The following is a 23,514-nucleotide window of genomic DNA, read 5'->3' on the forward strand; positions in this document are numbered from 1 at the left end:
GACTCCGGGCCAGCTTCGTCGTACGTGGTCCTACCGGCCAGTTCGGCCGGCGAGCCGCTGCCGGCCTCGTCCTTGACGACGCCCGAGGCGCCCACGTGGGCCGTGCCGAAGCGAACCCGGTGGCCTCGACCCATGATTCTGTCAACCGGGCCGATCACTCCGTAGCAGGAGTGGTCGGCCCGGCTTGGTTTCCGTCCCCGTCGCGGTGGTCGCTGTGCGAAGATCCACTGATGGAACAGGCTGGCCCGGGGGTCACCGAAGGTGTGGGGCTGACGGCGCTGATGGTGGCCTCGGCCCGGGCCATCGAGACCCACCATCGTGACAGTCTCGTGGCCGATCCCTACGCCGAGCACTTCGTCCGTGCCGCCCAGGTGAGCACCCCGCTGCCCACGCGTATCGAGGATGTCCCCGGCGGCGACGCCGATCCGGTGTGGGGCCGCGGTGGCCGTTACTACGGGCTGCGGACGCGGGTGTTCGACGAGTTCCTGCTCCGGTCCGCGCACGCGGGCGCGCGGCAGATCGTCCTTTTCGGAGCCGGTTTGGACACGCGGGCGTTCCGGCTCGACTGGCCTGTGGGCACGGTCGTGTTCGAGCTCGACCTGCCGAGCGTGCTGGCGTTCAAGCAAAGCGTCTTGGCTGGGCTGGACGCCGTTGCGAAGGTGGCGAATCACCGCCTCGGCGTGGATCTGCGCGAAGGCTGGGTGAGTGAGCTGACGGCCGCCGGGTTCGACCCGGCCCTTCCGACCGCCTGGCTGGCCGAAGGGCTGTTGACCTACCTCCCAGCCGCCGTCGAGGAGCGGCTGCTGGCGAGTGTGGACAGCCTGTCGGCCGCGGGAAGCGCCCTGTCGTTCGAGATTCTCCTTGACCAGGACACTGCCGAAATCCGTGAGGACACGATCTACGAGAACACCGAGGACGAGCTCGGCGTCAACCTGCCGAGTCTGTTCGACCCCGACCCCCGGCCGGATTCCGTGGCAGCGGTGGCCGCGCGCGGCTGGTCGGTGACGAGCCACACCGCGTTCGAATTCACACGGCAGTACGGACGCGGCCCGGAACCCGAGGTGCGGGACGCCCTCGCGAACTCGCGCTGGATTTTCGCGACCAAGCCCCAGACCGACCGGCTTGGTTGCCTCTGAAGGCCACCATGAGGGCGTCTAGGTCCCTCATGGTGGCCTTCAGCGCACGCTGAAATCGGGGACGGAGGATGCACCAAGGTGACCCTTCGCTTATTAGAGGTCCCTGAAGGCCACCATCACGGCGTTAGACGCTGTCATGGTGGCCTTCAGGGGCAGCTGTGCGGGTTCGGGAGGTTTGTCAGGGAAGGCCCCAGGAGCTGAGTAGGGCGAAGAGTTGTTCGCGCTGTGGGCCTGTCAGCAGCGTGCTGGGCGGGCGCACGTTGGGTAGGCAGAGGCCCAGTTGTGCCAGCGCGTCCTTCACCACGCTGACGTTGTTCGCGTTGCCGTTCGCCGCGCGCATTTCCTCGAACGGCCTGATCAGCTCCCAGACCGTCATCGCCCCGGCGAAGTCGCCGGTGGAGAGCGAGCGGAACAGACTCAGCGAGAGCTCCGGCGAGACGTTGACCAGACCCGACGTGAAGCCGGTGGCCCCCAAGGCGAAGTAGCCGGGGGCGGACAGCTCGGCCAGCCCGGCGATCCAGACGAACCTGTCCATACCGGTATCCCGAGCGACCGAGCCGAACCGCACCGGATCCGCCACCGCGTACTTGACCCCGACGACGTTGGGGCTCTCGTCGCCGAGCCGGGCGAGCTGCTCGCCGCCGATCGCCGAATTCCGCACATAAAGCACGACGCCGAGCTCCGGCACCGAGTCCGCGATCGCGCGGTGGTAGTCGACCCAGCCGTCGGCGGAGAGGTACGGGTGCACTGGCTGGTGGATCATGATCATGTCCGCACCTGCTTCCCGCGCGTGCCGTGCCGCGCGGATCGCCGTGCCGACGTCATGGCCCACCCCCGCGAGCACACTCGCGCGCCCCGCGACGGCCTCGACGGTCACTTCGAGGCAGAGCCGCGCCTCCTGCTCGTCGAGCGCGTAGAACTCGCCGGTGTTGCCGTTGGGCGTGACGACCTCGATGCCGCCGGTGACCAGCCGGTCCACCAGCTTGCCGCAGGTGCCGGGGTCCACGACCCCGGTCGAGTCGAACGGGGTGATCGGGATGGCCACGACCCCGGAGAGCCGCCGGGCCTGTTCATCGAAGCTCATCGCGTTGGTCCGATCTGATATACGATGTTTCATACGAACTTATCACTGTGGACCGGTGACGTCGTGCGTGCTCGCACGGGGTGAGTCCTTTGCGGTGAAACCGCCGTGGCGTGACTGTGCGCGGTCGCGTCGGCGTTCTAGCGTGAAGGCATGAGCGGACAGGCCCGACCGGTGTTCACGGCGCGAGCACGCGAAATGGGCGAGGAACTCAGGCGACGACGGAGGTGGACGTGGCGGCGTACCTCGCCGCGTGCGGCCCGCTGCGGCATCCGGACTACGAGCGACTGGTGGCGCTGGCGGCCGAGCCCAACGACGGCTACTGGGTACGCCCCCACGGCCTGGACCTGTCGAAAGAGCTTCGATCGTTGATCGTTCAGGAAAGTCTTGCCCGGACGATCACCGAGTACGAACCACTGGTCGTGCCCGGCCTCTTGCAGTGCGACGCATATGTCCGGGCAATGTTTCGTTGGGGTTCCACCCGCCCTGCTGACGAAATTGAGTTGAGGGTGCAGGCGCGGCTGGCCCGCCAAGGCCTGCTGCATCGCGCTGAGCCGCCCATCTGCACCTTCTACCTGCAGGAGCACGCACTGCGGACGGTGATCGGCGACGCTGAGGTGATGGGTGAGCAACTGCTGTATCTGATGCTGACCGGAGCGCAGGAACACTGCACGCTGTGGGTGGTACTCGACTCCGCAGGGCCGTTCGGGGCGTGGGGAGGTGGCTACCGCGTAATGGACTATGAGCGGTACACGCCGTTGGCCTATGCCGAGAGTCTCAACGTCGGAATTTTTCTTGAACAACCCGAAGACGTAGCTACCTATCGCGGCATGTTGTCAAGACTCAACAGAGCGGCCTTGAGTGAGGGAGAATCGCGGGCATGGCTTGCCGACCTGGCAAGTGCCTACGATCGAGCGGAGGCCACACCCGCATGCCCACCCCCGAGCAAACCGGGCTGACCTGGCACAAGAGCAGTCACAGCACGGTCGAAGGCAACAACTGTGTCGAGGTTGCCTGGCACAAGAGCAGCTACAGCAATGCCAATGGCAACGACTGTGTCGAGGTCGCGACTGACCTGGCCGTCACGGCGGTCCGAGACTCGAAGGCTCCCGAAGCCGGGCATCTCACCGTTGCCCCGTCAGCCTGGCGAGAGTTCCTGGCGGCTGTGACGCCCTGATTTCCAGTCCCGGGTGGGCAGATGCGCGTGCAGATGGCTATGCCGGTGCAAAGTCCCTTGGGGCGAAAGGAAGTTGTCCACAGGAGTTGTCCACACGTGGACAACTCCTGTGGAAGGTCAACGCAAGTACACCCGGCCCGGGTCGACCTCGTGGCGAAGCCGGTCGAGTTCCGCCTCCGTGGGTGGCGCGATGACGGCGATCTCGGCCGCCGTTTCCAGCTCCCAGCCGGTAGCTGTTCGTACCTGTTCAACCGTTACCCCGGGATGGGTCGCGACCAGGCGCAATGGCTCGCCGACGCCGTCCCTGGCGAGGATGCCGAGGTCGGTGATCACTCGGGTCACGCCGATGCCGAGCGGGCGGATGCCCTCGGCCAGCGCGCGGTCCGGACCGGGTGACGTGCAGAAGTCCAAAGTGTCCACAAAGGACCTTGGATCGTGGCGGCGCATCACCACGAAGACCTCGCGGGCATTTGCCATCACCTCCATCGCGCCACCGGGCCCCGGCAGCCGCACCGCGGGGTTCTCCCAGTCGCCGATCACCGACGAGTTGAGGTTGCCCCAGCGGTCGATCTGGGCCGCGCCAAGGAAACCGACGTCGATGTGCCCGCCCTGGAGCACGTAACCGAACAGCGCGGGCATCGAGAGCACGGCTTCGGCGCCGGTGATCAGCACGGCGTCGGCGATGGTCTCCGGCAGGTGTGACGGATGTGCCCCGCAGACCCCGGACTCGTAGACGATCTCCAGCCCCGGCGCGACCGTCAGGTGCGCGAGCGAGGCCGCCAGCGTCGGCAGGCCGATCCCGGCGAACACCGTCCGCTTGCCCGCCAGCTCCCGCGAGGCGACGACCGACAGCAGCTCCGACGAGGTAGTGACAGATGTGCTGGTCACAGCCGCCTCCCGTAGTTCACCGGTTCGCTGTACGCGTCACCCACGGCTAGACCTGTCCATACCTGTTCACCCTGTTTGTCGACATATTCCGCGTGGTCACGTGTGTCGAGGACCCACTCCGTGAGCCATGTCCGGAGCCGCTCGGGGTCCTTGCTGATCTGCGACCAGGCGCGGTAGAACGCGTTGTCGCGGTCGTAGTAACCCTGGGCGAACGACGGGTGTGCGCCGCGCGGGCAGACGACCACGGCGTCCACCGCGTGGGCCGGGATCACCGTGCGGTTCGGGTCGGAGCGGACGACCTCGTCGCTCACGATCTCCTCGACCACTACGACAGCCCGCTTCGCCGCGTACACGGCTTCGGCCTGGATGCCGGTGAGACCCCAGATCTGCGTGTTGCCGGACCGGTCCGCGCGCTGGGCGTGGACGATCGTCACGTCCGGGTTGACCGGCGGCACGACGTACACCTGCTCGCCGTCTTCGTAGGGGGAGGTGACCTTGCGCAGGCCGGGGTTCACTGACGGCAGGTCGCTTCCGCCGTAGGACCGCAGCGGGTAGAACGGCAGCCGCTGCGCGCCCGCGAGGTAGCGGCAGATCATGCCGTAGTGGCTGTACTCCTCGAACTCCAGCGGCTCGGGGTCGCTGTGCTCGATGCGGCGGCGGAGTTCCCCGAGCGATCCGGCGGACGAGTTGCCGACGAAGGACGAGATCAGCTTCGTCACGCAGCCGCCCGCGAGCAGCTGGTCGGTCACGATGTCCGCGGTCATCCGCACCAGGGTGAGCCCGCGGCGGCGCTGGCGGATGATCTCGTGCCCGGCGGCCGTCGGGATCAGATGGGTGAACCCTTCGAGTGACACGGTGTCGCCGTCGCGGACGAACTCGGCGATCGCGTCCCGCATCGTCGTGGTCTTGTCGGGCATCTGCCCACCGTGCCAGGTGGCATTGATTTCGTACAATACTGAATTAAGGTGACATCAAGACGCCCAGCAGATCAATCGAGGTCAACCGGTGGAACTGCGTTACCTGACGGCCTTCCTCGCGGTCGCCGAAGAGCTCCATTTCGGCCGTGCCGCCAAGCGGCTGCAGATGGCGCAGCCGCCGTTGAGCCAGCAGATTCGCCAGCTCGAGAAGGAGCTCGGTGTCCAGCTCTTCGAGCGCAACACCCGTTCGGTGCGGCTGACCAGCGCGGGGGAGTCGTTCCTAGAGCCCGTGCGCACGGTCCTGGACGACCTCGACCTCGCTGTCCGGTCGGTCAAGGCGGCGGGGCGGGGCGAGTTCGGGCGGGTCACGGTGGGGTTCGCCGGGGCGTCGAGCCATGAGGCGTTGCCGCTGCTCACCAGGGCCGTCCGGGCCGCGCATCCGGATCTCGAGCTGGTCATGCGCGGGCAGACCTACGCCAACGTCGCCCTCGACCGCATCGCCGACGGGTCGCTGGATCTCGGGTTCGTCCGGTTGCCGGTCACCCACCTGGGTGTCCGCGCTCGGGTGATCGGGGAGGAGGAGCTGATCTGTGCGCTGTCCTCGGATCACCCGCTCGCGCGGCTCGATCGGGTGCCGATCGGCGAGCTGGCCGAAGAGGTGTTCGTCAGCTTTCCGGCGAACGCGGGCTCGACCGTGCGGGAGGCGACCGTCCAGGCCTGCGTGGCCGCCGGGTTCACCCCGCGCGTGGTGCAGGAGGCGCCCGACTCGTACACGATCCTCGCGCTGGTCGCGGCCGGTGTCGGCGTCACGCTGACCTTGACCTCCTGTCAGCACATCCAGCAGACCGGGCTGGTCTACCGGCCGCTGGCCGGGCCCGGGATCCGGCTTCAGGCGGCGCTGGCGTGGCGGGCCGACAACCCGTCGGCGGCACTGCGGACCGTGCTCGCGGTCGCCGAAGCCGCGCTGCCCACACCGGGCTGATTGAGACTTCGAACGTCTCACTGGCTCGGGCATTCGGTAGTGGACTTGTCTGGGTCGCGGCTGGCACCCTAACCGCCATCACAGGGGCGTGAGCGCCTCAGGGACCTCGAAGAAGACCAGCGAACCGGGCGGGGATCGGGGCCTTCATCGGCTCCACGATCGAATGGTTCGACTTCTACATCTACGGCACCGCGTCCGCCCTGGTCTTCGACAAGGTCTCATTCCCCGAGCTGGAAGGCGCGATCGGGACGCTCGTGGCGTTCGCGACCTTCTGGGTCGGCTTCCTGGCGCGGCCGATCGGCGGCGTCATCTTCGGGCACATCGGCGATCGGCTCGGCCGGAAGAAGACGCTGCTACGCGACGATCGGCGTGGCCGCGCCGATCCTGCTCGTGGTGATCCGGATGACCCAGGGCATCGGTCTCGGCGGCGAGTCGGGCGGGTCGGTGCTGATCGCCTCCGAGCACGCGCCGAAGGGCCAGTCGATCCTTTATGGAGCGTTCGCGCAGCAGGGCTCGCCGGTCGGGAACACCCTGAGCACGGTCAGTTTCCTTGCCATCAGCCAGCTTCCGGAAGACCAGTTCGTCGCGTGGGGGTGGCGGATCCCGTTCCGCTGTTCAGCCGGCTCAAGGTCACCGAATCGCCCGCGATGGCCGGGCTGATCGCGGGGAAGAAGGTCGCGAAACTGCCGCTCACCGAGGTGCTGCGCAACCATCCGAAACTGATCGTGCTGGGCATCGGCGCTTGCACGATCGGGCTTTCCGCGACCTACTTCAAGTCGACTTTCGCGTTGTCCTTGGCGACTTCGAGCGTCGGCTTCGACCGGAGTTCGTTCCTCACCATCATCCTGATCGCCAACGTCACACAGCTGATGTTCGTCATGATCAGCAGCGGGGACTGCGCCGTCGCGATGGCGGGCGTCGTGGTCGCGACCATCCCGCACTGCCTGTATTACGCGGCGCTGGCGGGGATGCTCGCCAGCCGCTTCCCGGCGCACGTGCGCTACACCGGGATTTCCCTTTGCTACCAGCTTTGCGGCACGATCCTCGGCGGCACCACGCCGATCGCCGGGCAGTTCCTGGTGAACGTCACCGGATCCATCACCGCGGTGATCGTGTTCGCGGTGCTGCGGGTCGTGCTGACGCTGGGCTGCATGCTCGCGCTGCCCAACTACGACGAACGCTCAGTCCCGCTCGGCCAGGAAGAGCGCGAGCTGCTCGACGACGAAAGTGTGGTCGGCCGCCTGCGGTAGCCCGGAAACGCCGACCGTGCCGATCGGGCCGACATCCTTGACGATCACCGGGAACACCCCGCCGTGCGCGGCGTAGACATCCTGGTCGAGCCGTGAGTGCTCCTCGAACGAGCCGCCTTTCGCGCGGAAGCGCGTGCCGATGAGGAACGAGCTGTGGCCGTACCGGTCGACGACTCGGCTCTTGCGCTCGATCCACGCGTCGTTGTCGGCCGCTGTACCGGGCAGCGCGGCGTGGAACAGCCGCTGGCCGTTGCGGCGCACGGAGATCGTCACCGGCAGGCCCTGTTCGCGGGCGGCCTCCAGCAGCTGGATGCCGAGGGCGAGGGCGGTCTCGTTGTCGAAACGGCTGAACTGGAGCCGCTCCTCCTGCTCGGTCAGGACCGCGAGGAGTTCGGTTTCGGTGCTCATGGGGCCATTAAATCAACACTGTTGTCTAATTGCTAGACGCTCAGAAGTCTCTGAAGGCCACCATGAGGGCGTCTGAGTCCCTCATGGTGGCCTTCAGAGCGCACTGAAACGAGCCTTAGCCGCGCAGCGCGTCGAGGGCGAAGGCCGCGTAGAGCGCGACGCCGTGGGCCATCACGTCCTCGTCGAAGACGACCTTGTTCGAGTGGTTCGCGTGGGCGTCCTCCGGGGTGCTGCCGGGCGGGCAGGCGCCGAGGAAGGCGAACGCGCCGGGGACTCGTTGCAGCACATAGGAAAAGTCCTCGGCAGCCATGATCGGGTCGGCCATCTTGACCGAGTTGTGCCCGCCGAGGACCTCCCCGGCCAGCGCCAGGACCTGCTCGGCGACCTCCTCGTCGTTCACTGTCACCGGGTAGCCGGGGTCGATGTCGGCGGCGACGCGGCAGCCGTGCGCGGTGCCGATCGCCTCGCAGACCTTGGGCAGTTCGGCGCGGACGAACGCGCGGGTCTTCTCCGACAGGGTGCGGATCGTGCCCTCGAGCACGGCCATCTCCGGGATGATGTTGGTGGTCGTGCCCGCCTCGATCCGCGTCACCGAGACCACGGCGGGCTCGAACACGCTCACCCGCCGGGTGATCATCGTCTGCAGCGCGGTCACCATCGCGGCGGCGGCGGGCACCGGGTCGATCGCGTTGTGCGGCGACGAGCCGTGGCCGCCCTTGCCGGTGACGCGCACGCTGAAGCTGTCCGCCGAGGCCATGATCGGGCCCGGTCGCGTCTGCACGACCCCGTTCTCGATCTCGGCGAAGATGTGCAGGCCGAAGGCCTTTTCCACGCGCGGTCCAGCGGCGTCCAGGACACCTTCGTGGATCATGTGCCTGGCGCCGTGGAAGCCCTCTTCGCCGGGCTGGAACATGAACACGACCGACCCGGTGAGCTCGCCCGCGTGCGCCGCGAGCAGCTTCGCGGCCGAGACGAGCATCGCGACGTGGGTGTCGTGCCCGCAGGCGTGCATCGTGCCGTCGACGTCGGAGCCGAACTCGAGCCCGCTCTCCTCCTGCAGTGGCAGGGCGTCCATGTCGCCGCGCAGCAGCACCGCCGGACCGGGCTTCGCGCCGTGCAGGACCGCCGTCAGCGAAGTCGTCGATTTTCCCTCCGACAGCTCCAGGGGGAGCCCGTCGAGGGCCTGCCGGATCGACGCCTGTGTTTTCGGCAGCTGGAGGCCCTGCTCCGGATTCCGGTGGAGTTCACGGCGGAGTTCTACGGTTTCCGGCTGCAGCGCCCGCGCTTCGTCGAGTAATCCGGCGAAGCGTGCGTCCGGCAGGGTGGGCAGGTCGGTAGGTCCGGTCATGCCTCGATAGTGGCACTAACCGCGCTTCGGGTGCACCGTGCGTGCGTTCGCGGCAGGGGCGGAATACGGTATGCGCATGGCGGTGCAAGAGCCGATCACGGGCTTCGCGGTGGCTGTGGTGCGGGAGGACGGTCGGTGGCGGTGCAGTGCCCTTGAAGCCGAGGCTCTGGGTGAGCTCGACGCGGCGATCACGGAGCTCGGCAAGTTGCGTTCCACGGGCGCCGCGTTCGGGTTGCTGGCGGTCGACGACGAGTTCTTCGTGATCGTCCGGCCGAGTCCGCGGGGGCCGGCGCTCCTGCTTTCGGACGCGGCCGCGGCGCTCGACTACGACATCGCGGCGGACGTCCTCGACGTCCTGCGCGTCGATCCGCCGGACGAGGACGACGAGTCCGTCTGGCCGGAGGGCGACCTCGAAATCCTCGCTGACCTGGGGCTGCCCGGTGGCGAGCTGCAGGTCATCGTCGGCGAGGTCGACCTGTACCCGGACGAGCAGCTGCAGATGGTCGCGCAGCGCTGCGGGTTCGCCGACGAGTTCGCCAAGTTCCTGGACGAGAGCTGAGCCGGATCGACGACGTCTCCGCCGTCCGCGCCGCGCTGCTGGCGGCGCGGGGAGCCGGTGACGACTTGCCGATCGGCGCTGTCGTGTTCGGCCCGGACGGCACCCCGCTCAGCTCCGCCCGCAACGCGCGGGAAGAGCTCGGCGACCCGACAGCCCACGCCGAGATCCTCGCCCTGCGCGCGGCGGCACTGGTGCACGGCGACGGCTGGCGGCTCGACGGCTGCACGCTGGCGGTGACGCTGGAACCCTGCACGATGTGCGCCGGCGCGCTGGTGCTCGCCCGCGTCGAACGGGTGGTGTTCGGCGCCTGGGAACCCAAGACCGGCGCGGTCGGTTCGCTGTGGGACGTGGTGCGCGATCGGCGGCTCAACCACCGGCCCGAGGTCGTCGGCGGGGTGCTGGAGGACGAGTGCGCTGCCCTGCTGGAGACGTTCTTCGCCGGACGTCGCCGCCCCACGGATGGGTGATCAGGCTCACCGCCAGGTGTCATCGGCGCGACCTCGGGTACCCCTCCGGTAGACGGCCGCACCGCGTGACCGCGCCAGGCGAAAGGATCGTCGTACTCATGAGCATTTTCGACAAGGCCAAGGACAAGGCTCAGCAGGCCGCCGGGACCGCGAAGGAAAAGCTCGGCGAAGCGACGAACAATGAGGACCTCGCGAACTCGGGCCGTGCCGACCAGACCAAGGGCGAGGTCAAGGAGGCGGGGCACGACCTGCGCGACAAGGCCGAGGGCGGCGTCCAGGACCTCAAGGACAAGTTCAACAGCTAGCGCGAGGCAGTCGTGCGGACCCGGCGCGGGGCTGCGCACACCGTCCGGTATCGTTCTTGGCGGTGGCGTGTCCGAGCGGCCGAAGGAGCACGACTCGAAATCGTGTGACGGCTAATCCCCGTCCGTGGGTTCAAATCCCACCGCCACCGCCATAACCAGGCAAAACGCCGGGTGACCCTGAAGCGGGTCACCCGGCGTTTTGCTGTCTCGCGATCAGGCCGTCCTGAGGATCGTGCTCTTCGAGGGTTGGTGCGGCCATGCAAATCCTCGGGCAACGCAGGTAGTTATTTGAGCAGGTCGAGGAATTCCGGTGCCGTGAAACCGGCTTGGCGAAGGATGGAGGCTAGCGTGCCGCGCTTGAGGGTGCGATGCTGCGGGATGACGACGACGCGGCCATCGGCGTGCCGGTAGACAGCGTGACTGCCCTTCGTGCGGATGTAGACGAATCCGACGGACTCCAAGGCGCGGATGACCTTGCGCGCCGGGATGTCGGACAGTGCTGGACTCACGCGGCGCCGGGCACCTGGAAGGACGTCACCAGGGGCGTAGCGGTCGGGTGAGCATCGTCGGCTTCTTCGAGGTACAGCGCAACGGCCTCTGTCAAGTTGGCCAGGGCCTCGCGGACGGTCTCGCCCTGGCTAGCCACATCGACCTCAAGGCACTGCGCTACGTACCAGTCCTCTTCCTGATGGACCGCGGCGGTGAACACGTTCGACATGTACCCAGGGTAGAGCCTCGGGCGGCTCTGGGGACAGCTGAAGCAGTCGGTCTGACTCGGTACCGTCTCAGTCCTGGTCTCAGTTCAGCCCCGTTCACAATGTCGCACCTGTTTCAGCTTTCCTTGCTTGACCAGGTGGGCGACACCAGTAAACCCCCTGAACCGGATGGATCGGAACTCGAAATCGTGTGACGGCTAATCCCCGTCCGTGGGTTCAAATCCCACCGCCACCGCACCGCCGAAGCGCCGGTCTCCCTTCAGGAGACCGGCGCTTCCGCTTTGCCCGAGTGCGGTCAGCTCACGGCTCAGGTCGTCCGGCGGCGCCCTGCCGGTTCCACCACTTCGCCGCGGGGCCCGCTTCGGCGGCGATCATCGTCGACTGCCGTGCGGTTCCGACGGATAGCTCGTCGAGCTGGTCCGCCAGGTGGAAGCCCGCCACCGCCGTCTCATCGGTCGCGGTCAGCGTGTCCGAGTAGTGCTGACCGAGCACCTGTGGAGGAGTCGCCGAGCGGAGGAGCCGGGCGGCTGGCTGGAGCCCGCGTTCGACCTGCCGGACTCCCGGTGACGTTTCACCTGCTGGCCAGCCTTGACCAAACCGCGCTGACCACCGAGTATGGGGCCATGCCAGCAACCCGGGATCTCGTGCTCATCCCGCTGCCCGTCGGCGCGCTCAAGCGCACGATCGGTGAAGGCGTCGCCGCGCTGCTCGTCCGGCGCGGCCGTCTCGGCTCCCCTCCCGCGTAGCGAGTCTCTTCCGCCCTCCGAACCACGCGGCTTGCGTGGTCGTACTCGCACACCCTTTTTCTGGAGCCCCCTCATGTCTGTGGAAATGCCTGTCCGCCTGCGTCCAGCCCTCGTTCCCGCCGACGGTGTCCTCGAAGGCCCGCGCGTGCTGCGCCGCCTGCCCGAAGGTGTGGAGGAGCGTCCGTACGAGCTCTTCGCCCTGCGTCCGCTCGGCCGGGTGATCGGCGCCGAGATCCATGGCGTCGACCTCGGCGAGCCCGTCAGCCCGGTGCTGCGGGCCGAGCTCAACCGCGCGCTGCTGGAGTGGAAGGTGCTTTTCTTCCGTGACCAGCGGATCACCCCGGCGCAGCAGCGCGCGTTCGCCGCGCAGTGGGGTGAGCTCGAGACCAATCCGTTCATCCCGAAGGGGGACACGGACGAGGTCACCCGGTTCTCCCGCAGCGCGTCCATGCCCGGCTACGAGAACATCTGGCACACCGACGTCACCTTCCGGCCGAACCCGGCACTCGGCTCGGTGCTGCGGCTGGTCCAGGTGCCGCCGGTCGGCGGGGACACGATGTGGGCCGACATGGCGGCCGCCTACGACAATCTGCCCGCCGACGTCCGGGAGCGCGTCGACGGGCTGACCGCGGTGCACGACTACCTCCCCGGTTTCGACCGGTTCTCCGATCCGGTGGTGCTCGCCGGGTTCCAGGACGAGTTCCCGCCGACCGAGCACCCGGTGGTGCGGACCCATCCCGAGACCGGGCGGCGCACGCTGTTCGTGAACCAGGCCTTCACCACGCACATCGTCGGCCTGGACCGAGCCGAGAGCGATCGCCTGCTGCGGCTGCTGTTCTTGCAGGCCCACGTGCCGGAGTTCCAGGTGCGCTTCTCGTGGCGGGAGAACTCGGTGGCGTTCTGGGACAACCGCGCGACGCAGCACTACGCCGTCAACGACTACCACCCGCACGTCCGGATCGCCGAGCGCGTCGCCATCGCGGGCGACCGGCCCTTCTGACCCCAGCAACTCGTCGACGAGTTGCGGTCTCTTGCGCGCGAGAAGGTGTGTTTCGTTGACGCGTTGTGGGGTACTGGCGAGTAGCGTGCGGGAATGACGGATCCCAAGGCTGTGGTGACCGCTTTTCTGGCCGCGCTCGGAGACCTCGACATCGACCGCGCGCTGACGTACACGTCGAGCGACGTGAGGTATCAGAACGTGCCCCTGCCGCCCGCGCGCGGCATCGACGCCGTGGCCAAGCAGTTGCGGCTGCTGGCCCGGTTCGGCACCGGCTTCGAGGCGCGGACGCACAACATCGCCGCGGCCGGGCCGATCGTGCTCACCGAGCGCACCGACGTCCTGCGCGCGGGCGCGTGGGACGCGGAGTTCTGGGTGCGCGGCGTCTTCGAGGTCCACAATGGACAGATCACGCTCTGGCGTGACTACTTCGACTGGACCACGGTCTTCGCGGCGTGCGCACGCGGCACGGGCCGGGCCGCCGTCAGCGGTGTCAGGACTCTGGTGGGCCGCTATCGGTCCAGGTCCGGGGGCTAGCGCCGCCGCTCGTCCTCTTCGCGGGGCGAACGGGCCCGGATGTCCAGGTCCTGAATGTCGGTGGGGTTGAACGCCAGCCCCACGTTACGCAGCCGGGCCGAGCGCTTCGGCAGCAGAATCCGCCTGGTGCCACCGCGCTTGCGGTCCAGGAGGTCGGCCGCGGCCGCGATTCCCAGCAGCACAAGGAAAAACGCGCCAATTGCGAGGAAAGGCAACATAGCAGGGCCTCTTTTCGCGCGAGCTCGCCGTTCGGCTTGCCGCGGGTCGGCGCCACCCCCCAGTCCCCCTGGGGCGCCGCCCGCGGTCCAGCCTTTCCGTCGCGCTCCCCAACACGACGTCCACTCCGATCAGGATCCTGCCAGTGTGACCGACCCCCGGTTCCTGAGGTGTGGATGTGGCCGTCCGGGAGGTTCCCCCCTGCCCGGCCGCCCACCAGTAAAGTACTGCGGTTTCCCCGCCCCGGCGGAAAGCTTGAGGTTCATTTAAGGCAATTGCGCCTTCCGGGCGACGCGGGGCTCGTGTTACCGCTCGACGCCCGCCACGTAGATGTCGCCGTCGGCCACCGAGACGTCACGCGCCGTGGACGCGCCGCTGGCGAGGATCCGCGCCGGATCACGGAAACCGGTGATCACCTCGACCCGCTGCACCGGCTTCGGCGTCTTGATAACGCTTTCCGCCTTCCACACGCGGCCGCCCGTGAGCAGGTACGTCTCGATGTCCGGCAGGCCGTCCCTGGTCGCGTAGACCCGCCAGACGTTGTGGCCGAGCGGCTCGATCTCCCGCAGCCGCAGGCCGGTCGCCACCTCGCGGGACTCCCACTTGCGGCCGGTCCAGGCCGCCGCGTGGTCGTGCGGGGCGCCGGCGGTGTCGAACTGGAACCAGGTGACGAACGGCTTGCCGTCGGACTGGCTGCCGACCTGCAGGATGTAGTCCGGCGACTTGACCCCGCCCGGGAGCTCGATCGGGGTGTCGGCGACCTTGAGGTACTGCTCCTGCTCCTGGTCGTCCACCTGGGTGCCGAGGTCGCGCCCGGCCGCGGAGAAGAAGTGCAGGCTGCGCGGGTCGAAGGACAGGTAGTAGACGTCGCGGTGGTAGACGTCGTGCTTGTGCTGGTCCGGGCCGCCACCGGCGAGGGTGTAGACGAACTGGATCCGCCCGGTCTCCCGCTGGTAGCGCAGCTGCCCGACGTAGATCTCGTCCAGGTGGTCCGCACGCCCGGACGAGCCGAACGCCCGCGGTTTCCCGGTGAGCTGCACCGAGTTCTGCCAGGTCTTGCCGCTGTCCTTGGACACGATGTACTTCATCGGCCGGAAGTCGGTGTTGGCCGCCGGGTCCACCTGGTTGGTGGTCTCGCGGTAGAACACGTACAGCGTGCCGTCGGCGAGCTTGACCGGCATCGGGTAACTCGCCGCGTCACCGGCGGCCACCTCGGTCTCGGTCCAGGTGCCGTCGAGCGAATGCGCCCGCGGGGCGCGGCTGATCACGGTGCGGGTGTTGTGCATCCCGCGGATGATCAGCAGGTGGCCGTCGGCGGCCTCGACCATCGTCGGGTAGTTGTGCGAGCCGGACTCCCCGGCCGCGATCCGCTTGGGTGCGGTCCAGGCGCCGGTGCGGTGGTCGTAGGCCTGGACGTAGGTGTCGGCCGCCTGGCCGGACCACGAGATGAACGTCTTGTTCGAGGCCGCGTCGTACAACCCGCCAGCGTCCGGGCGCCGGTCGCTGCGGGACGCCACGGAGCTCGCCGTGGTCGTCACGGAGAAGCCGGGAGCCCGGTGTGCGGCGAGTGCGGGGGCCGCCGAGATCAGCAGACCTGCCGCGGTGAGGGGAATGAGCGCGCGAAGAGCCCTTCGCATAGAACGCCTCCTGTGTGTAGCAGGCGGCGGACCCTGATCATTGCACGAACGGGTGGTGCGATTCCAGTCCGTTCACGGTGGCGAATCCGGCGTCGGCGATGACCATGGTGTCGCGCTCAGCGGACAGCCTCGCGACCTGCTGCAGCAGGTCGTCCGCCTCGGGGCCGGTCAGCGGTTCCGCGTCGTTTTCGGCGTTGCGGCGGACGGGGGTGAGGACGAGCTCCGGGCTTGCGCCGAACGTGTAGGTGGCTACTAGGCCGTCCAGGTGACGGCCGCGCATGGCCTGCCAGTCGAAGACGAGGTTGCCCAGGCTGTAGAGGATCGCGCGGCCGAGGTACACCTCGACCGCCTGGACGCTGTGCGGGCCGTGGCCGACGACGAGGTCGGCGCCCGCCTCGACGGCCGCGTGCGCGTACTCGATCTGGTAGTCGGCGAGCCGGTCGCCGGGGATTCCCCAGTGCATCGACACGACCACGACGTCGTGCTCCGCTCTGGCCCGGCGGAGGTCGGTGATGAGCGTTCCGAGGTGCTCGGGAACAGGCTTCGTCAGGATCGTCGGCGGCCTGCCAGGGACGTCCGAAACGCGGTAGTCCGGCTGGTAGGACGTCAGCGCGAAGGCCTCCGCGACACCGGGGGAGTCCTCCGTCGCGGCCTGCCCGACCGGCCAGCAGATCGAGGTGTACGCCAGGAACGCGATGCGTCGGCCGCCGTGTTCGGCCACGGCCGGGGCGTGCGCGGCGGCGAAATTCTCACCGCTCCGCAGTGGGCGATGCCCGCTTTGTCGAGTACGCCGAGACTCGCCATCGCGGCGGATGGCGGATAGGTGACGTTGTTGGCGCAGGAAACGACGTCGATCCCGGCCGCGGTCAGCGCTGCGACCATCGTGGGATCGGCGTGGGTCCAGTTCGGTTTGTGCGGGATGTCCGCTCCCGGAGTCTGTCCGGCGGAGCCGCTCAGCGGGCCTTCGAGATTGACGAACCGCAGGTCGGCGGCCTGAAAAAGCGGCAGGAGGTGCCGGAACGCGGCCGCGGGGGTGGTGCGGCCCTGAATGTTCACGTCTCCGCCCAGTAGCAGTTTGATCATTACGCCATTGTGACTAAACCTGATGCGGTGGTCGGGTGGCTTCTCCGAATACTTGTCACGAATTGTTGCAGTTTCGTCTTCCTGTTACTCACTTGTTCGGGGGACGATGCCTCGACCGATGACGTGATGAGGGGACTCAGGGTGACCAAACCTGTTAAAAGAGCGACGTTGATCGCTGCCGTCGCATCAGGCCTGGTGCTGGCCGGGGTCGCCGCGCCCGCCGCGCTCGCGACACCGAGTGCCGACGCCGTGATCGCCGAGGTCTACGGCGGTGGCGGCAACTCCGGGGCCACTCTGACGAATGACTTCGTCGAGCTCGCCAACCGTGGTGCGGCCGCCGCGAGCGTGGCCGGGTTCAGCGTGCAGTACCTGCCCGGTTCGCCGAGCGCGTCGAGCACCTGGTCGGTCACGCCGCTGACCGGCAGCGTCGCGCCGGGCGGGCGGTATCTGGTCGCCGAGGGGAAGGGCGCGGGCGGGACCGTCGCGCTGCCTGCTCCCGATGCGACCGGGACGATCGCGCTGTCCGGGACCGCGGGTTCCGTCGCGCTTGTCGACGGCACCGCGCCGCTGACCTGCAAGACCGCCGCCGACTGCGCCGCCGACGTCCGCGTCAAGGACCTGGTCGGCTTCGGCACGGCCACGGTGCGCGAGGGCAACCCGACCGCGGCGACGTCCAACACGACTTCGGCCGCCCGCGCCGCCTCGCTGGCCGACACGGACGACAATGCCGCCGACTTCACCGTCGGTGCGCCGACGCCGACGAACTCCAAGGGGGAGACGACCGGCGGCGGCGATCCCGGCGGCCCGCCAGGGGTGCCCGCGAAGATCCACGACATCCAGGGCACCACGCGGATTTCGCCGTTCAAGGACCAGAAGGTCAGCGAGGTGACCGGCGTGGTCACGGCGCTGCGCACCTTCGGCTCCTCGCGTGGTTTCTGGATCACCGACCCGAAGCCGGACGCCGACCCGCGCACCAGCGAGGGCCTGTTCGTGTACAGCGGTTCGGTCACCCCCGCGGTGGCCGTCGGCGACGCGGTGACCGCCATGGGCACCGTGCGCGAGTTCTACCCGGACGCCCCGGCGACCTCGGTCTACCAGTCGCTCACCGAGCTCAGCAGTGCACAGTGGACGGTCGACTCGAGCGGGAACGCCGTACCAGCGCCGACTGTGGTCACCCCGGACCTCGTCCCGGACGCTCTCGCGCCGATGCCCGGCGGCAATATCGAGGCGCTCCCGCTGGAGCCGTCGAAGTACTCGCTGGACTTCTGGGAGTCGCACGAGAGCGAGAGCGTCAGCATCAGCGACGCCCGCGTCGTCGGCCCGTCGAACTCGTTCAACGAGCTCTACGTGACCACCAAGCCGCAGCAGCACCCGACGACCCGCGGCGGCACGGTCTACCTTGACTACGCCAAGCTCAACACCGGCGTGCTGAAGGTCCAGTCGCTCATCCCGTTCTCGCAGCAGCCGTTCCCGACGGTCAACACCGGCGACGTCATCACCGGCGAGACCGCCGGGCCGGTGGAGTACAGCAGCTTCGGCGGCTACACGCTGTTCGCGACGAAGCTGGGCGCTGCCAAGGACAACGGCCTGCAGCGCGAGACGACCCGTCGTCAGCGCACCGGTGAACTGGCCGTGGCCACGTACAACGTCGAGAACCTTTCGCCGCTGGACACCCAGGCCAAGTTCGACCAGCTCGCGCACGGCATCGTTGACAGCCTCGCGACGCCCGACATCGTGAACCTGGAGGAGATCCAGGACAACACCGGCCCGACGAACGACGGCGTCGTGGCGGCCGACCGGACGCTGCAGAAGTTCACCGACGCGATCGTCGCCGCGGGCGGCCCGCGCTACCAGTGGCGCGAGATCGACCCGCAGGACGGTCAGGACGGCGGGCAGCCGGGCGGCAACATCCGCGTCGGCTTCCTGTTCAACCCGGCCCGGGTGTCCTTTGTGGATCGTCCTGGCGGTGACGCCACCACCGCGGTGGCGGTGCAGAAGGTGCGCGGCAAGGCCCAGCTGACGCTGTCGCCCGGCCGTGTCGAGCCGACCAACGAGGCCTGGGGCTCCAGCCGCAAGCCGCTCGCGGGCGAGTTCGTCTTCCAGGGCCGCACGGTGTTCGTGATCGCCAACCACTTCAACTCCAAGGGCGGCGACCAGCCCACGCACGGCCGTAACCAGCCGCCGGTGCGCAGCTCGGAGATCCAGCGGGCCAAGCAGGCGACGTTGCTTCGCGGCTTCGTCGACCAGCTGCTCGCCGCGGACAAGAACGCGAACGTGATCGTCGCGGGCGACCTCAACGACTACCCGTTCTCGGCGGCGGTGCAGACGTTGACCGCGGGCGGCAAGCTCAAGGACCTCATCGCGGGGCTGCCGGAGAACGAGCGGTACAGCTACGTGTTCGAGGGCCAGTCACAGGTGCTGGACCATCTCTTGGCGTCGAACGCGCCGCGCGGGGTGGACTACGACGTCGTGCACATCAACGCCGAGTTCGCCCAGCAGGCCAGTGACCACGACCCGCAGATCGTCCGGTTCCGGCCCAGCGCGGGGAACATCGTCCAGGACTCGCTGAACGACTTCCTCGACTGGCTCGACCAGCTGCTCGGCAAGTACCTGCCGAAGCCGTAATTCTGATTGCCCCTGAAGGCCACCATCACGGCGTTAAACGCCGTGATGGTGGCCTTCAGGGGCTTTTTGGAGCGGACGGGTCAGGCGGGTAGGGGGACTGGGATGGGGTCTGGGTGGCGGCGGGCCAGTGAGCGGGCCGTCCAGGCCGTGACCGGGCCGAGGGCGGCCGCGGCCACGAGGATGACCAGGCCGAGCGACGTCCAGCCGAGCAGGCCGAAGGTGAGTGTCGCCCAGGTGCCGACCGCCGGGCCGACGATCGACTCCCCGGCCACGCTCATGGTCGACGCGCCAAGGTACTCGGCCTCCGCGTGCTTCGGGGCCAGTGAGTACGACATGCCCCAGGCGCTCGCCGTCTGCATCACTTCGCCGAGGCTGAGCAGGAAGTAGCCGACCAGGATCAGCGCCACCGCGAACAGGGGCGACACCTCGCCGGACAGCCCGAGCAGCAGGCAGGCGGGCAGCAGCACCGCCGCCGACCACCGGGCCTTCCGGACGCTCCCGGCCAGGGTTTCGGTGCCCTTGCTGGCCCTGACCTGCAGCAGGACGCAGGTCAGCGTGTTGACCACCAGCAGGATGCCGATCAGCGCGTGCGGCGCCGACGTCCGCTCCAGCACCCACAGTGGCACCACGACCAGCACCATCGAGCCGTGCAGGCCGACCACGCAGTTGAGCGCGATCGTGCCCAGGAACGGCAGGTTGCGCAGCGCCGCGAACGCGCGGCGGGGGACGTGCGACGCCGACGGCGTGGTCTCGGGCAGCTTGCGGACCAGCAGCGCGCCCGCGAACAACGCCAGCGCGTTGCCGATCGGCAACGCGTAGTACGCGGGCAGGGTGGCGATGGTCATCGCCAGCGCGGACAGCGCCGCGCCCAGCGAGAACCCGAGGTTGAACAGCGATCTCGACTGCGCCCGCAGGCGGACGCGCCCGGCCTCGCCCGCGATCGCCGAGACCAGCGCCGCGCTCGCCGTGCCCTTGCCGAAGCCGATCGCGGCCAGCAGGCTGGTGACCGCGGCGAACAACAGGAACGAGCCGACGAAACAGAACGCGAGATAGCCGAGGCCTTCGAGCGTGTAGAGCAGCAGCATCATCCGGCGGGCGCCGAACCGGTCCGCGAGGCCGCCCATGGTGCCCGCGCCGAGCAGCCCGGCCACGCCAGCCGCGGACAGCGAGAGCCCGACCTCCTGCGCGCTCAGCCCGACCACCTGGGTGCCGAAAACGGCGTTGCCACTGAGGAACAGCCCGGTGCCGATCGAACTGATCAGGCTCACCAGCACGTAACGCCGTTCGACGCCGGTGTCCGGGAGCAGGTCGCGGAACGGCCGGGACAGCAGCGATGCCAGCGCCATCAACGGCTCGCGGCGATCTCGTCGCGCACGGCCGCGAGCCCGTCGAGGCGCTTGCGGTCCCAGCTGTCGATCCGGTCCGGCGCGAGGTATTCGGCGGACAGATCCGCCGCGTGCCGAGGCAGCCGGGCCGCCGAAGCGCGGACCAGCGCGGCCGGAGTCCTTGCGCGGTAATGGATTCCGGCCGCGAGTGCGAACAGCTCGGCGGCGTCCGCGTGACCGAGCTCGCCTTCGGACTCCAGCACGTGTGCGAGCCAGCGGACGTTCACCAGCGGGACCGTCACCGGCTCCAGCGAATCGGGGTCGTAGAGCAGGGCGACCTCGTCGTCGGCGTTCACCGAGCCGTCGAGGTAGCTCGCGGCTACCCAGCCGTGCGCGTGCATGCCGATCGTGCGGCACTCCACCGCGCGCAGCGCGCCCATCGAGGAGCCGCCCGCGAGGTAGCGGCCGCCGCGCAGGTACTCGCGGATCTCGGTGACCGAAACCGAAAGCTGCTGGCCGAATTCGCCGTCGAGCATGAGCACCCTGGTGTCCGGCCCGACTTCGTCCACAAGGGACAGCAGGTCGCGGCGGACGATGGGCGGGCGGACGGAAAGGTCCACCCCGGCTTCCGCCGCGTGCGCGCGCAGGCCGTCGAGGTCGGCCGGGCGCAACGAGGTGCCGACGTAGGTGAGCAGCTTCATGACGCCTCCTGCCGTACCGTGCGCTGCTGCTGGGCCTTGGCGAGGCGGACCCCGACCCGCTCGGGGTCGAGGTGGGCGAACTCGGTGCCCGGAACCACGACCTGGGCCACCGAGAACGGGAAGTCCGGCGGCGAGAGTTCGGTCGCCAGCGCCAGGTCCAGGCCGTCGCGGGCGAGCGCCTTGAGCACCAGTTCGAGGTCGCCGCCGACGGAACCGGTGGTCGCCGAACGGATGTCGTCGAAGGCGCACCACGGCTGCGCGTCGCTCCAGCGCCGGATGGCGTCCTTGACCGTGTCGTAGGACGCGTGCCTGCGGTAGTCCTGCGCGTCCATGTCCTCGCGCGCGCCGCCGATGACCGCCAGCCGCGACTGCGCCGCCTCGGTGATCGCGCGCGTGACGGCGATCTCCGGGTCGAGGTGGCAGCCCGCGCCGCCGTTGAACAGCATCGCGTCCTGGGCGTGGGTGTCCTCGGTCAGCGCGGAGAACGTCGGGATGCCGATGCCGTTGGTGTAGGCGTGCACGGTGACGGTGACCGAGGCGCGCTCGAACATCGCGATCAGCTCGCGGGCCTGCTCGGGCAGGGTGTCGAGGCGGACCCGGTGGCCGATGCTGAGCAGCTCGGCGAACGAGGTGCAGTCGTGCTCGACGACCTCGTAGAGCGCGTGCAGCACGGCCTCGTCGAGGTCGTTGCCCGCGGCGAGGCCGATCGTGTTCGACCGCAGCAGGTTGGCCTCCGGCGGGAACGGGGTGAAGATCGCCAGCGCGGGCACCCACACCTCGAGGTCGCGGTTCAGTTCGGTGGTGGGCCACCAGGTCAGCTGCGTGTCCGGGGTCCATTCGTGTGAGCGCTTGAGGATCAGCCGGCGCGGGTCCAGCGCGAGGCGGTCGGCGCTGAGTTCGGCGTAGGACGCCGTCACCGAAGGCCTGCCTTGCGGCTCGCCGCACCACCGCTCGATCGCCTCCATCACCGCGGACACCCTGGCGGCGCGGGAGGTGGCGCCCTTGCCGCTGGTCACGGTGTTGAGCCCGGGGGCGGCGTCCGGCCGGACCGAATGCCACACCGGCACGCCGAGCACGTCGAGTCCGGTCACGTCACTCACCCGGGTGATGCCCAGCGGCTCCAGCAGCCCCTCGGCGATCCGCTCCACCTCGGCCAGTCCCCGCGAACGCAGGGAAAGGGTGCGGTCGTCCCGCAGGCTGGTGTTCATCGGCACTCCCTTGCAGTCATGCTTCGGCCGCCGCCGAGAGGGCGGTCGCGGCTTTGGCGGCGACGAAGAACGGGCGGGCCTGCACCAGGAAGTCCTCCTGGTCGCGGAAACCCCGGTCGAGCAGGTGGGTGTCGAGGTCCCCGGTGCGCCACAGGGCCCGGAACGTGGCCTCGACCAGGGACGGCGGGAGGTCGGCGGGGTGGAACTGCGGGTTGACTCGGGTCGCCTGCTCGTTGAGCCGCAGCAGTCGCGCGCACGGTCCCACCAGCTCGTCGAGGCCGTCGGGGAGCTGTTCGTAAACGAGCCGACCGGACCGGAGCCGGAACGTGCGCACGAGCACGCGGGTCGCGCGCTCGTCGGCACTCAGCGTGGTCGTTTCCTCTGCTGTCAACAGCTTCCGGCGCGCGAGCTCGCCGGGTGAAAGTGCCGCCAGCCAGCCCTTCTCGGCGACGCGCGGGTGTTCGGCGCGCAGGTTCGCCAGGACGTACGCGGTGTGCCGCTCGGGGAAGTCCGGTTCGAACAGCTGCGCGTAGGTCAGCACCTGGCGTTGCGTCGGGCTGTTCTCGGCGGTCGTGGCCGGGCCGTGGTGCAGCCGCCATTCCCGCAGGTAGGAAGTGTCCGGAATGGACTCGGTGACCACGGCCCTGGTGGGTGTGGTGGCGAGCAGTTCGCGGACGGCGGCCTCGGCGTCGTTGCGTTTGACGTCGCCGCCGGGGCCCGCGAGCGCGGCCAGCATGGTCCCCATCGGGGCGTCGAGACCCTGCTCGCGTGCCACGGATCGCAAGCGGCTGCCGGACCGTTCGCCGAAGTGGACCGACCGCGCGAGCTCGGTCACGGCGGCACCGGCGGCGAGGTCGAGCTCGCCGCCGAGCACGAGGCGGTCGACCACGTCGTGCACGCTGACGAGCGCGTGGGTGAACGCGCGGAAGTCGACGTCCTCGTCACCGTGCATCAGCGCGACGTCGGCGTCGGACTCGATCCGGCCGTCGCGGTACCAGCCGTACACCGTCCCAAGCCCGGTCACGCCGTGCTCGTCGAGTTCGCACGCGCGCAGCGCGCCGATGCTGGCGGCGCCGTAGACCGCGACACCGTCGAGGTGCAGCGAGAGGATTTCCTTGTGCCGCACCGGCGCGCGGTGCTGGTAGACGCCGTCGACGATGAGCACTGCGTCGCCGTTCGCGAGCCGCAGCCGGTAGAGGTCGCCG

Annotated in this window: 28 protein-coding genes, 1 tRNA gene and 1 pseudogene; 14 read left to right on the top strand and 16 right to left on the bottom strand. The window is 68.9% G+C overall.

The window, feature by feature from the left end:
• The first annotated feature begins 230 nt into the window (after positions 1 to 230).
• Positions 231 to 1,136: an SAM-dependent methyltransferase gene (locus QMK34_RS33370; RefSeq protein ID WP_326418660.1), complete on the top strand. Its 906-nt coding sequence runs from the start codon at positions 231 to 233 to the stop codon at positions 1,134 to 1,136.
• 178 nt (positions 1,137 to 1,314) lie between these two features.
• Here QMK34_RS33370 and QMK34_RS33375 read toward each other — a convergent pair whose 3' ends face one another.
• Complete coding sequence (locus QMK34_RS33375; RefSeq protein ID WP_326418662.1) at positions 1,315 to 2,220, bottom strand: dihydrodipicolinate synthase family protein; 906 nt, start codon at positions 2,218 to 2,220, stop codon at positions 1,315 to 1,317.
• A 230-nt stretch (positions 2,221 to 2,450) separates the two neighbouring features.
• Between QMK34_RS33375 and QMK34_RS33380 the strand changes: the two genes are divergently transcribed.
• Positions 2,451 to 3,176, top strand: coding sequence for a DUF5753 domain-containing protein (locus tag QMK34_RS33380; RefSeq protein WP_326418663.1), 726 nt, complete (start codon positions 2,451 to 2,453; stop codon positions 3,174 to 3,176).
• On the top strand, positions 3,149 to 3,394 hold the full coding sequence (locus QMK34_RS33385; protein WP_326418664.1) for a DUF397 domain-containing protein: 246 nt from the start codon (positions 3,149 to 3,151) through the stop codon (positions 3,392 to 3,394). The genes QMK34_RS33380 and QMK34_RS33385 overlap by 28 nt, the downstream gene beginning before the upstream one ends.
• 117 nt (positions 3,395 to 3,511) lie before the next feature.
• On the opposite strand, the gene QMK34_RS33390 is transcribed toward QMK34_RS33385, so the two are convergent.
• Both QMK34_RS33390 and QMK34_RS33395 read right to left on the bottom strand, forming a co-directional pair.
• Positions 3,512 to 4,282, bottom strand: coding sequence for a CoA-transferase subunit beta (locus tag QMK34_RS33390; RefSeq protein ID WP_326418665.1), 771 nt, complete (start codon positions 4,280 to 4,282; stop codon positions 3,512 to 3,514).
• The gene (locus QMK34_RS33395) at positions 4,279 to 5,199 is read right to left on the bottom strand and encodes a CoA transferase subunit A (RefSeq protein WP_326418666.1); all 921 of its coding nucleotides are present in this window, start codon (positions 5,197 to 5,199) and stop codon (positions 4,279 to 4,281) included. The genes QMK34_RS33390 and QMK34_RS33395 overlap by 4 nt, the downstream gene beginning before the upstream one ends.
• Positions 5,200 to 5,287: 88 nt before the next feature.
• On the opposite strand from QMK34_RS33395, the gene QMK34_RS33400 reads away from it, so the two are divergent.
• On the top strand, positions 5,288 to 6,181 hold the full coding sequence (locus QMK34_RS33400) for a LysR substrate-binding domain-containing protein (protein WP_326418667.1): 894 nt from the start codon (positions 5,288 to 5,290) through the stop codon (positions 6,179 to 6,181).
• Positions 6,182 to 6,362: 181 nt separating this feature from the next.
• Here QMK34_RS33400 and QMK34_RS48010 read toward each other — a convergent pair whose 3' ends face one another.
• A complete protein-coding gene (locus QMK34_RS48010) occupies positions 6,363 to 6,491 on the bottom strand; it encodes a hypothetical protein (RefSeq protein WP_442785266.1) in 129 nt (42 codons plus the stop codon).
• 59 nt (positions 6,492 to 6,550) lie between these two features.
• Between QMK34_RS48010 and QMK34_RS48015 the strand changes: the two genes are divergently transcribed.
• Both QMK34_RS48015 and QMK34_RS48020 read left to right on the top strand, forming a co-directional pair.
• Complete coding sequence (locus QMK34_RS48015) at positions 6,551 to 6,841, top strand: MFS transporter (RefSeq protein WP_442785267.1); 291 nt, start codon at positions 6,551 to 6,553, stop codon at positions 6,839 to 6,841.
• On the top strand, positions 6,775 to 7,431 hold the full coding sequence (locus QMK34_RS48020) for a hypothetical protein (RefSeq protein ID WP_442785268.1): 657 nt from the start codon (positions 6,775 to 6,777) through the stop codon (positions 7,429 to 7,431). Before QMK34_RS48015 ends, QMK34_RS48020 begins: the two co-directional genes overlap by 67 nt.
• On the opposite strand, the gene QMK34_RS33410 is transcribed toward QMK34_RS48020, so the two are convergent.
• Both QMK34_RS33410 and QMK34_RS33415 read right to left on the bottom strand, forming a co-directional pair.
• Positions 7,363 to 7,839, bottom strand: coding sequence for a heme-degrading domain-containing protein (locus QMK34_RS33410; RefSeq protein ID WP_326418668.1), 477 nt, complete (start codon positions 7,837 to 7,839; stop codon positions 7,363 to 7,365). The two genes, QMK34_RS48020 and QMK34_RS33410, sit on opposite strands and share 69 nt — an antisense overlap.
• A gap of 115 nt (positions 7,840 to 7,954) precedes the next feature.
• Complete coding sequence (locus QMK34_RS33415; protein WP_326418669.1) at positions 7,955 to 9,187, bottom strand: M20 metallopeptidase family protein; 1,233 nt, start codon at positions 9,185 to 9,187, stop codon at positions 7,955 to 7,957.
• Positions 9,188 to 9,263: 76 nt separating this feature from the next.
• Between QMK34_RS33415 and QMK34_RS33420 the strand changes: the two genes are divergently transcribed.
• From QMK34_RS33420 to QMK34_RS33435, 4 genes are all read left to right on the top strand, one after another.
• A complete protein-coding gene (locus QMK34_RS33420; RefSeq protein WP_326418670.1) occupies positions 9,264 to 9,746 on the top strand; it encodes a tRNA adenosine deaminase-associated protein in 483 nt (160 codons plus the stop codon).
• 5 nt (positions 9,747 to 9,751) lie between these two features.
• Positions 9,752 to 10,213: a nucleoside deaminase gene (locus QMK34_RS33425; protein ID WP_442785269.1), complete on the top strand. Its 462-nt coding sequence runs from the start codon at positions 9,752 to 9,754 to the stop codon at positions 10,211 to 10,213.
• A gap of 98 nt (positions 10,214 to 10,311) precedes the next feature.
• Positions 10,312 to 10,518, top strand: a complete 207-nt coding sequence (locus QMK34_RS33430) for a CsbD family protein (protein WP_326418671.1) — start codon at positions 10,312 to 10,314, stop codon at positions 10,516 to 10,518.
• Between the two features lie 61 nt (positions 10,519 to 10,579).
• A tRNA-Ser gene (locus tag QMK34_RS33435) sits at positions 10,580 to 10,670 on the top strand.
• 132 nt (positions 10,671 to 10,802) lie between these two features.
• Here QMK34_RS33435 and QMK34_RS33440 read toward each other — a convergent pair.
• From QMK34_RS33440 to QMK34_RS33450, 3 genes are all read right to left on the bottom strand, one after another.
• Positions 10,803 to 11,027: a type II toxin-antitoxin system HicA family toxin gene (locus QMK34_RS33440; protein WP_326418672.1), complete on the bottom strand. Its 225-nt coding sequence runs from the start codon at positions 11,025 to 11,027 to the stop codon at positions 10,803 to 10,805.
• Entirely contained in the window at positions 11,024 to 11,236 is a 213-nt protein-coding gene (locus QMK34_RS33445) for a type II toxin-antitoxin system HicB family antitoxin (protein WP_326418673.1), read from the bottom strand. Before QMK34_RS33445 ends, QMK34_RS33440 begins: the two co-directional genes overlap by 4 nt.
• A gap of 298 nt (positions 11,237 to 11,534) precedes the next feature.
• A complete protein-coding gene (locus QMK34_RS33450; RefSeq protein WP_326418674.1) occupies positions 11,535 to 11,726 on the bottom strand; it encodes a hypothetical protein in 192 nt (63 codons plus the stop codon).
• A 131-nt stretch (positions 11,727 to 11,857) separates the two neighbouring features.
• On the opposite strand from QMK34_RS33450, the gene QMK34_RS33455 reads away from it, so the two are divergent.
• The 3 genes from QMK34_RS33455 to QMK34_RS33465 all read left to right on the top strand — a co-directional run bounded on the left by QMK34_RS33455 (position 11,858) and on the right by QMK34_RS33465 (position 13,514).
• Entirely contained in the window at positions 11,858 to 11,980 is a 123-nt protein-coding gene (locus QMK34_RS33455; protein WP_326418675.1) for a hypothetical protein, read from the top strand.
• 73 nt (positions 11,981 to 12,053) lie between these two features.
• Complete coding sequence (locus QMK34_RS33460; protein ID WP_326418676.1) at positions 12,054 to 12,980, top strand: TauD/TfdA dioxygenase family protein; 927 nt, start codon at positions 12,054 to 12,056, stop codon at positions 12,978 to 12,980.
• Between the two features lie 93 nt (positions 12,981 to 13,073).
• Positions 13,074 to 13,514 (top strand): limonene-1,2-epoxide hydrolase family protein, encoded by a 441-nt coding sequence (locus QMK34_RS33465; protein WP_326418677.1) that lies wholly within the window; start codon positions 13,074 to 13,076, stop codon positions 13,512 to 13,514.
• Here the strand turns inward: QMK34_RS33465 and QMK34_RS33470 are convergent.
• From QMK34_RS33470 to QMK34_RS33480, 3 genes and pseudogenes are all read right to left on the bottom strand, one after another.
• Positions 13,511 to 13,732 carry a hypothetical protein gene (locus tag QMK34_RS33470; protein ID WP_326418678.1) on the bottom strand — a complete coding sequence of 74 codons (222 nt, stop codon included), beginning with the start codon at positions 13,730 to 13,732 and terminating at the stop codon, positions 13,511 to 13,513. The genes QMK34_RS33465 and QMK34_RS33470 overlap by 4 nt on opposite strands.
• A 303-nt stretch (positions 13,733 to 14,035) precedes the next feature.
• The gene (locus QMK34_RS33475; protein ID WP_326418679.1) at positions 14,036 to 15,367 is read right to left on the bottom strand and encodes a BNR-4 repeat-containing protein; all 1,332 of its coding nucleotides are present in this window, start codon (positions 15,365 to 15,367) and stop codon (positions 14,036 to 14,038) included.
• 37 nt (positions 15,368 to 15,404) lie between these two features.
• A pseudogene (locus QMK34_RS33480) lies at positions 15,405 to 16,450 on the bottom strand (CapA family protein).
• A gap of 126 nt (positions 16,451 to 16,576) precedes the next feature.
• On the opposite strand from QMK34_RS33480, the gene QMK34_RS33490 reads away from it, so the two are divergent.
• Entirely contained in the window at positions 16,577 to 19,075 is a 2,499-nt protein-coding gene (locus tag QMK34_RS33490) for an endonuclease/exonuclease/phosphatase family protein (RefSeq protein WP_326418682.1), read from the top strand.
• A gap of 80 nt (positions 19,076 to 19,155) precedes the next feature.
• Here the strand turns inward: QMK34_RS33490 and QMK34_RS33495 are convergent, their stop codons facing one another.
• The 4 genes from QMK34_RS33495 to QMK34_RS33510 form a co-directional block, all read right to left on the bottom strand.
• Positions 19,156 to 20,421, bottom strand: coding sequence for an MFS transporter (locus QMK34_RS33495; protein ID WP_326418683.1), 1,266 nt, complete (start codon positions 20,419 to 20,421; stop codon positions 19,156 to 19,158).
• A complete protein-coding gene (locus QMK34_RS33500; protein WP_326418684.1) occupies positions 20,421 to 21,101 on the bottom strand; it encodes a TfuA-like protein in 681 nt (226 codons plus the stop codon). The genes QMK34_RS33495 and QMK34_RS33500 overlap by 1 nt, the downstream gene beginning before the upstream one ends.
• The gene (locus QMK34_RS33505; RefSeq protein WP_326418685.1) at positions 21,098 to 22,309 is read right to left on the bottom strand and encodes a YcaO-like family protein; all 1,212 of its coding nucleotides are present in this window, start codon (positions 22,307 to 22,309) and stop codon (positions 21,098 to 21,100) included. The genes QMK34_RS33500 and QMK34_RS33505 overlap by 4 nt, the downstream gene beginning before the upstream one ends.
• A gap of 16 nt (positions 22,310 to 22,325) precedes the next feature.
• Positions 22,326 to 23,514 (bottom strand): TfuA-like protein (locus QMK34_RS33510; RefSeq protein WP_326418686.1); only part of this gene is annotated, 1,189 nt, incomplete at its 5' end.

The organism is Amycolatopsis sp. H20-H5, assembly GCF_035828755.1.
Lineage (GTDB): Bacteria > Actinomycetota > Actinomycetes > Mycobacteriales > Pseudonocardiaceae > Amycolatopsis.

Bases quoted from the DNA above. Each gene is read 5' to 3' on its own strand.
- QMK34_RS33370 (WP_326418660.1), top strand. From the start codon at position 231: ATGGAACAGGCTGGCCCGGGGGTCACCGAAGGTGTGGGGCTGACGGCG.
- QMK34_RS33490 (WP_326418682.1), top strand. From the start codon at position 16,577: ATGAGGGGACTCAGGGTGACCAAACCTGTTAAAAGAGCGACGTTGATC.
- QMK34_RS33470 (WP_326418678.1), bottom strand. From the start codon at position 13,732: ATGTTGCCTTTCCTCGCAATTGGCGCGTTTTTCCTTGTGCTGCTGGGA.
- QMK34_RS33410 (WP_326418668.1), bottom strand. From the start codon at position 7,839: ATGAGCACCGAAACCGAACTCCTCGCGGTCCTGACCGAGCAGGAGGAG.
- QMK34_RS33375 (WP_326418662.1), bottom strand. From the start codon at position 2,220: ATGAGCTTCGATGAACAGGCCCGGCGGCTCTCCGGGGTCGTGGCCATC.
- QMK34_RS33385 (WP_326418664.1), top strand. From the start codon at position 3,149: ATGCCCACCCCCGAGCAAACCGGGCTGACCTGGCACAAGAGCAGTCAC.
- QMK34_RS33455 (WP_326418675.1), top strand. From the start codon at position 11,858: ATGCCAGCAACCCGGGATCTCGTGCTCATCCCGCTGCCCGTCGGCGCG.
- QMK34_RS33445 (WP_326418673.1), bottom strand. From the start codon at position 11,236: ATGTCGAACGTGTTCACCGCCGCGGTCCATCAGGAAGAGGACTGGTAC.
- QMK34_RS33465 (WP_326418677.1), top strand. From the start codon at position 13,074: ATGACGGATCCCAAGGCTGTGGTGACCGCTTTTCTGGCCGCGCTCGGA.
- QMK34_RS33505 (WP_326418685.1), bottom strand. From the start codon at position 22,309: ATGAACACCAGCCTGCGGGACGACCGCACCCTTTCCCTGCGTTCGCGG.
- QMK34_RS33415 (WP_326418669.1), bottom strand. From the start codon at position 9,187: ATGACCGGACCTACCGACCTGCCCACCCTGCCGGACGCACGCTTCGCC.
- QMK34_RS33430 (WP_326418671.1), top strand. From the start codon at position 10,312: ATGAGCATTTTCGACAAGGCCAAGGACAAGGCTCAGCAGGCCGCCGGG.
- QMK34_RS33495 (WP_326418683.1), bottom strand. From the start codon at position 20,421: ATGGCGCTGGCATCGCTGCTGTCCCGGCCGTTCCGCGACCTGCTCCCG.
- QMK34_RS33460 (WP_326418676.1), top strand. From the start codon at position 12,054: ATGTCTGTGGAAATGCCTGTCCGCCTGCGTCCAGCCCTCGTTCCCGCC.
- QMK34_RS33395 (WP_326418666.1), bottom strand. From the start codon at position 5,199: ATGCCCGACAAGACCACGACGATGCGGGACGCGATCGCCGAGTTCGTC.
- QMK34_RS33420 (WP_326418670.1), top strand. From the start codon at position 9,264: ATGGCGGTGCAAGAGCCGATCACGGGCTTCGCGGTGGCTGTGGTGCGG.
- QMK34_RS33500 (WP_326418684.1), bottom strand. From the start codon at position 21,101: ATGAAGCTGCTCACCTACGTCGGCACCTCGTTGCGCCCGGCCGACCTC.
- QMK34_RS33475 (WP_326418679.1), bottom strand. From the start codon at position 15,367: ATGCGAAGGGCTCTTCGCGCGCTCATTCCCCTCACCGCGGCAGGTCTG.
- QMK34_RS48010 (WP_442785266.1), bottom strand. From the start codon at position 6,491: ATGACGCCGCCGATCGGCCGCGCCAGGAAGCCGACCCAGAAGGTCGCG.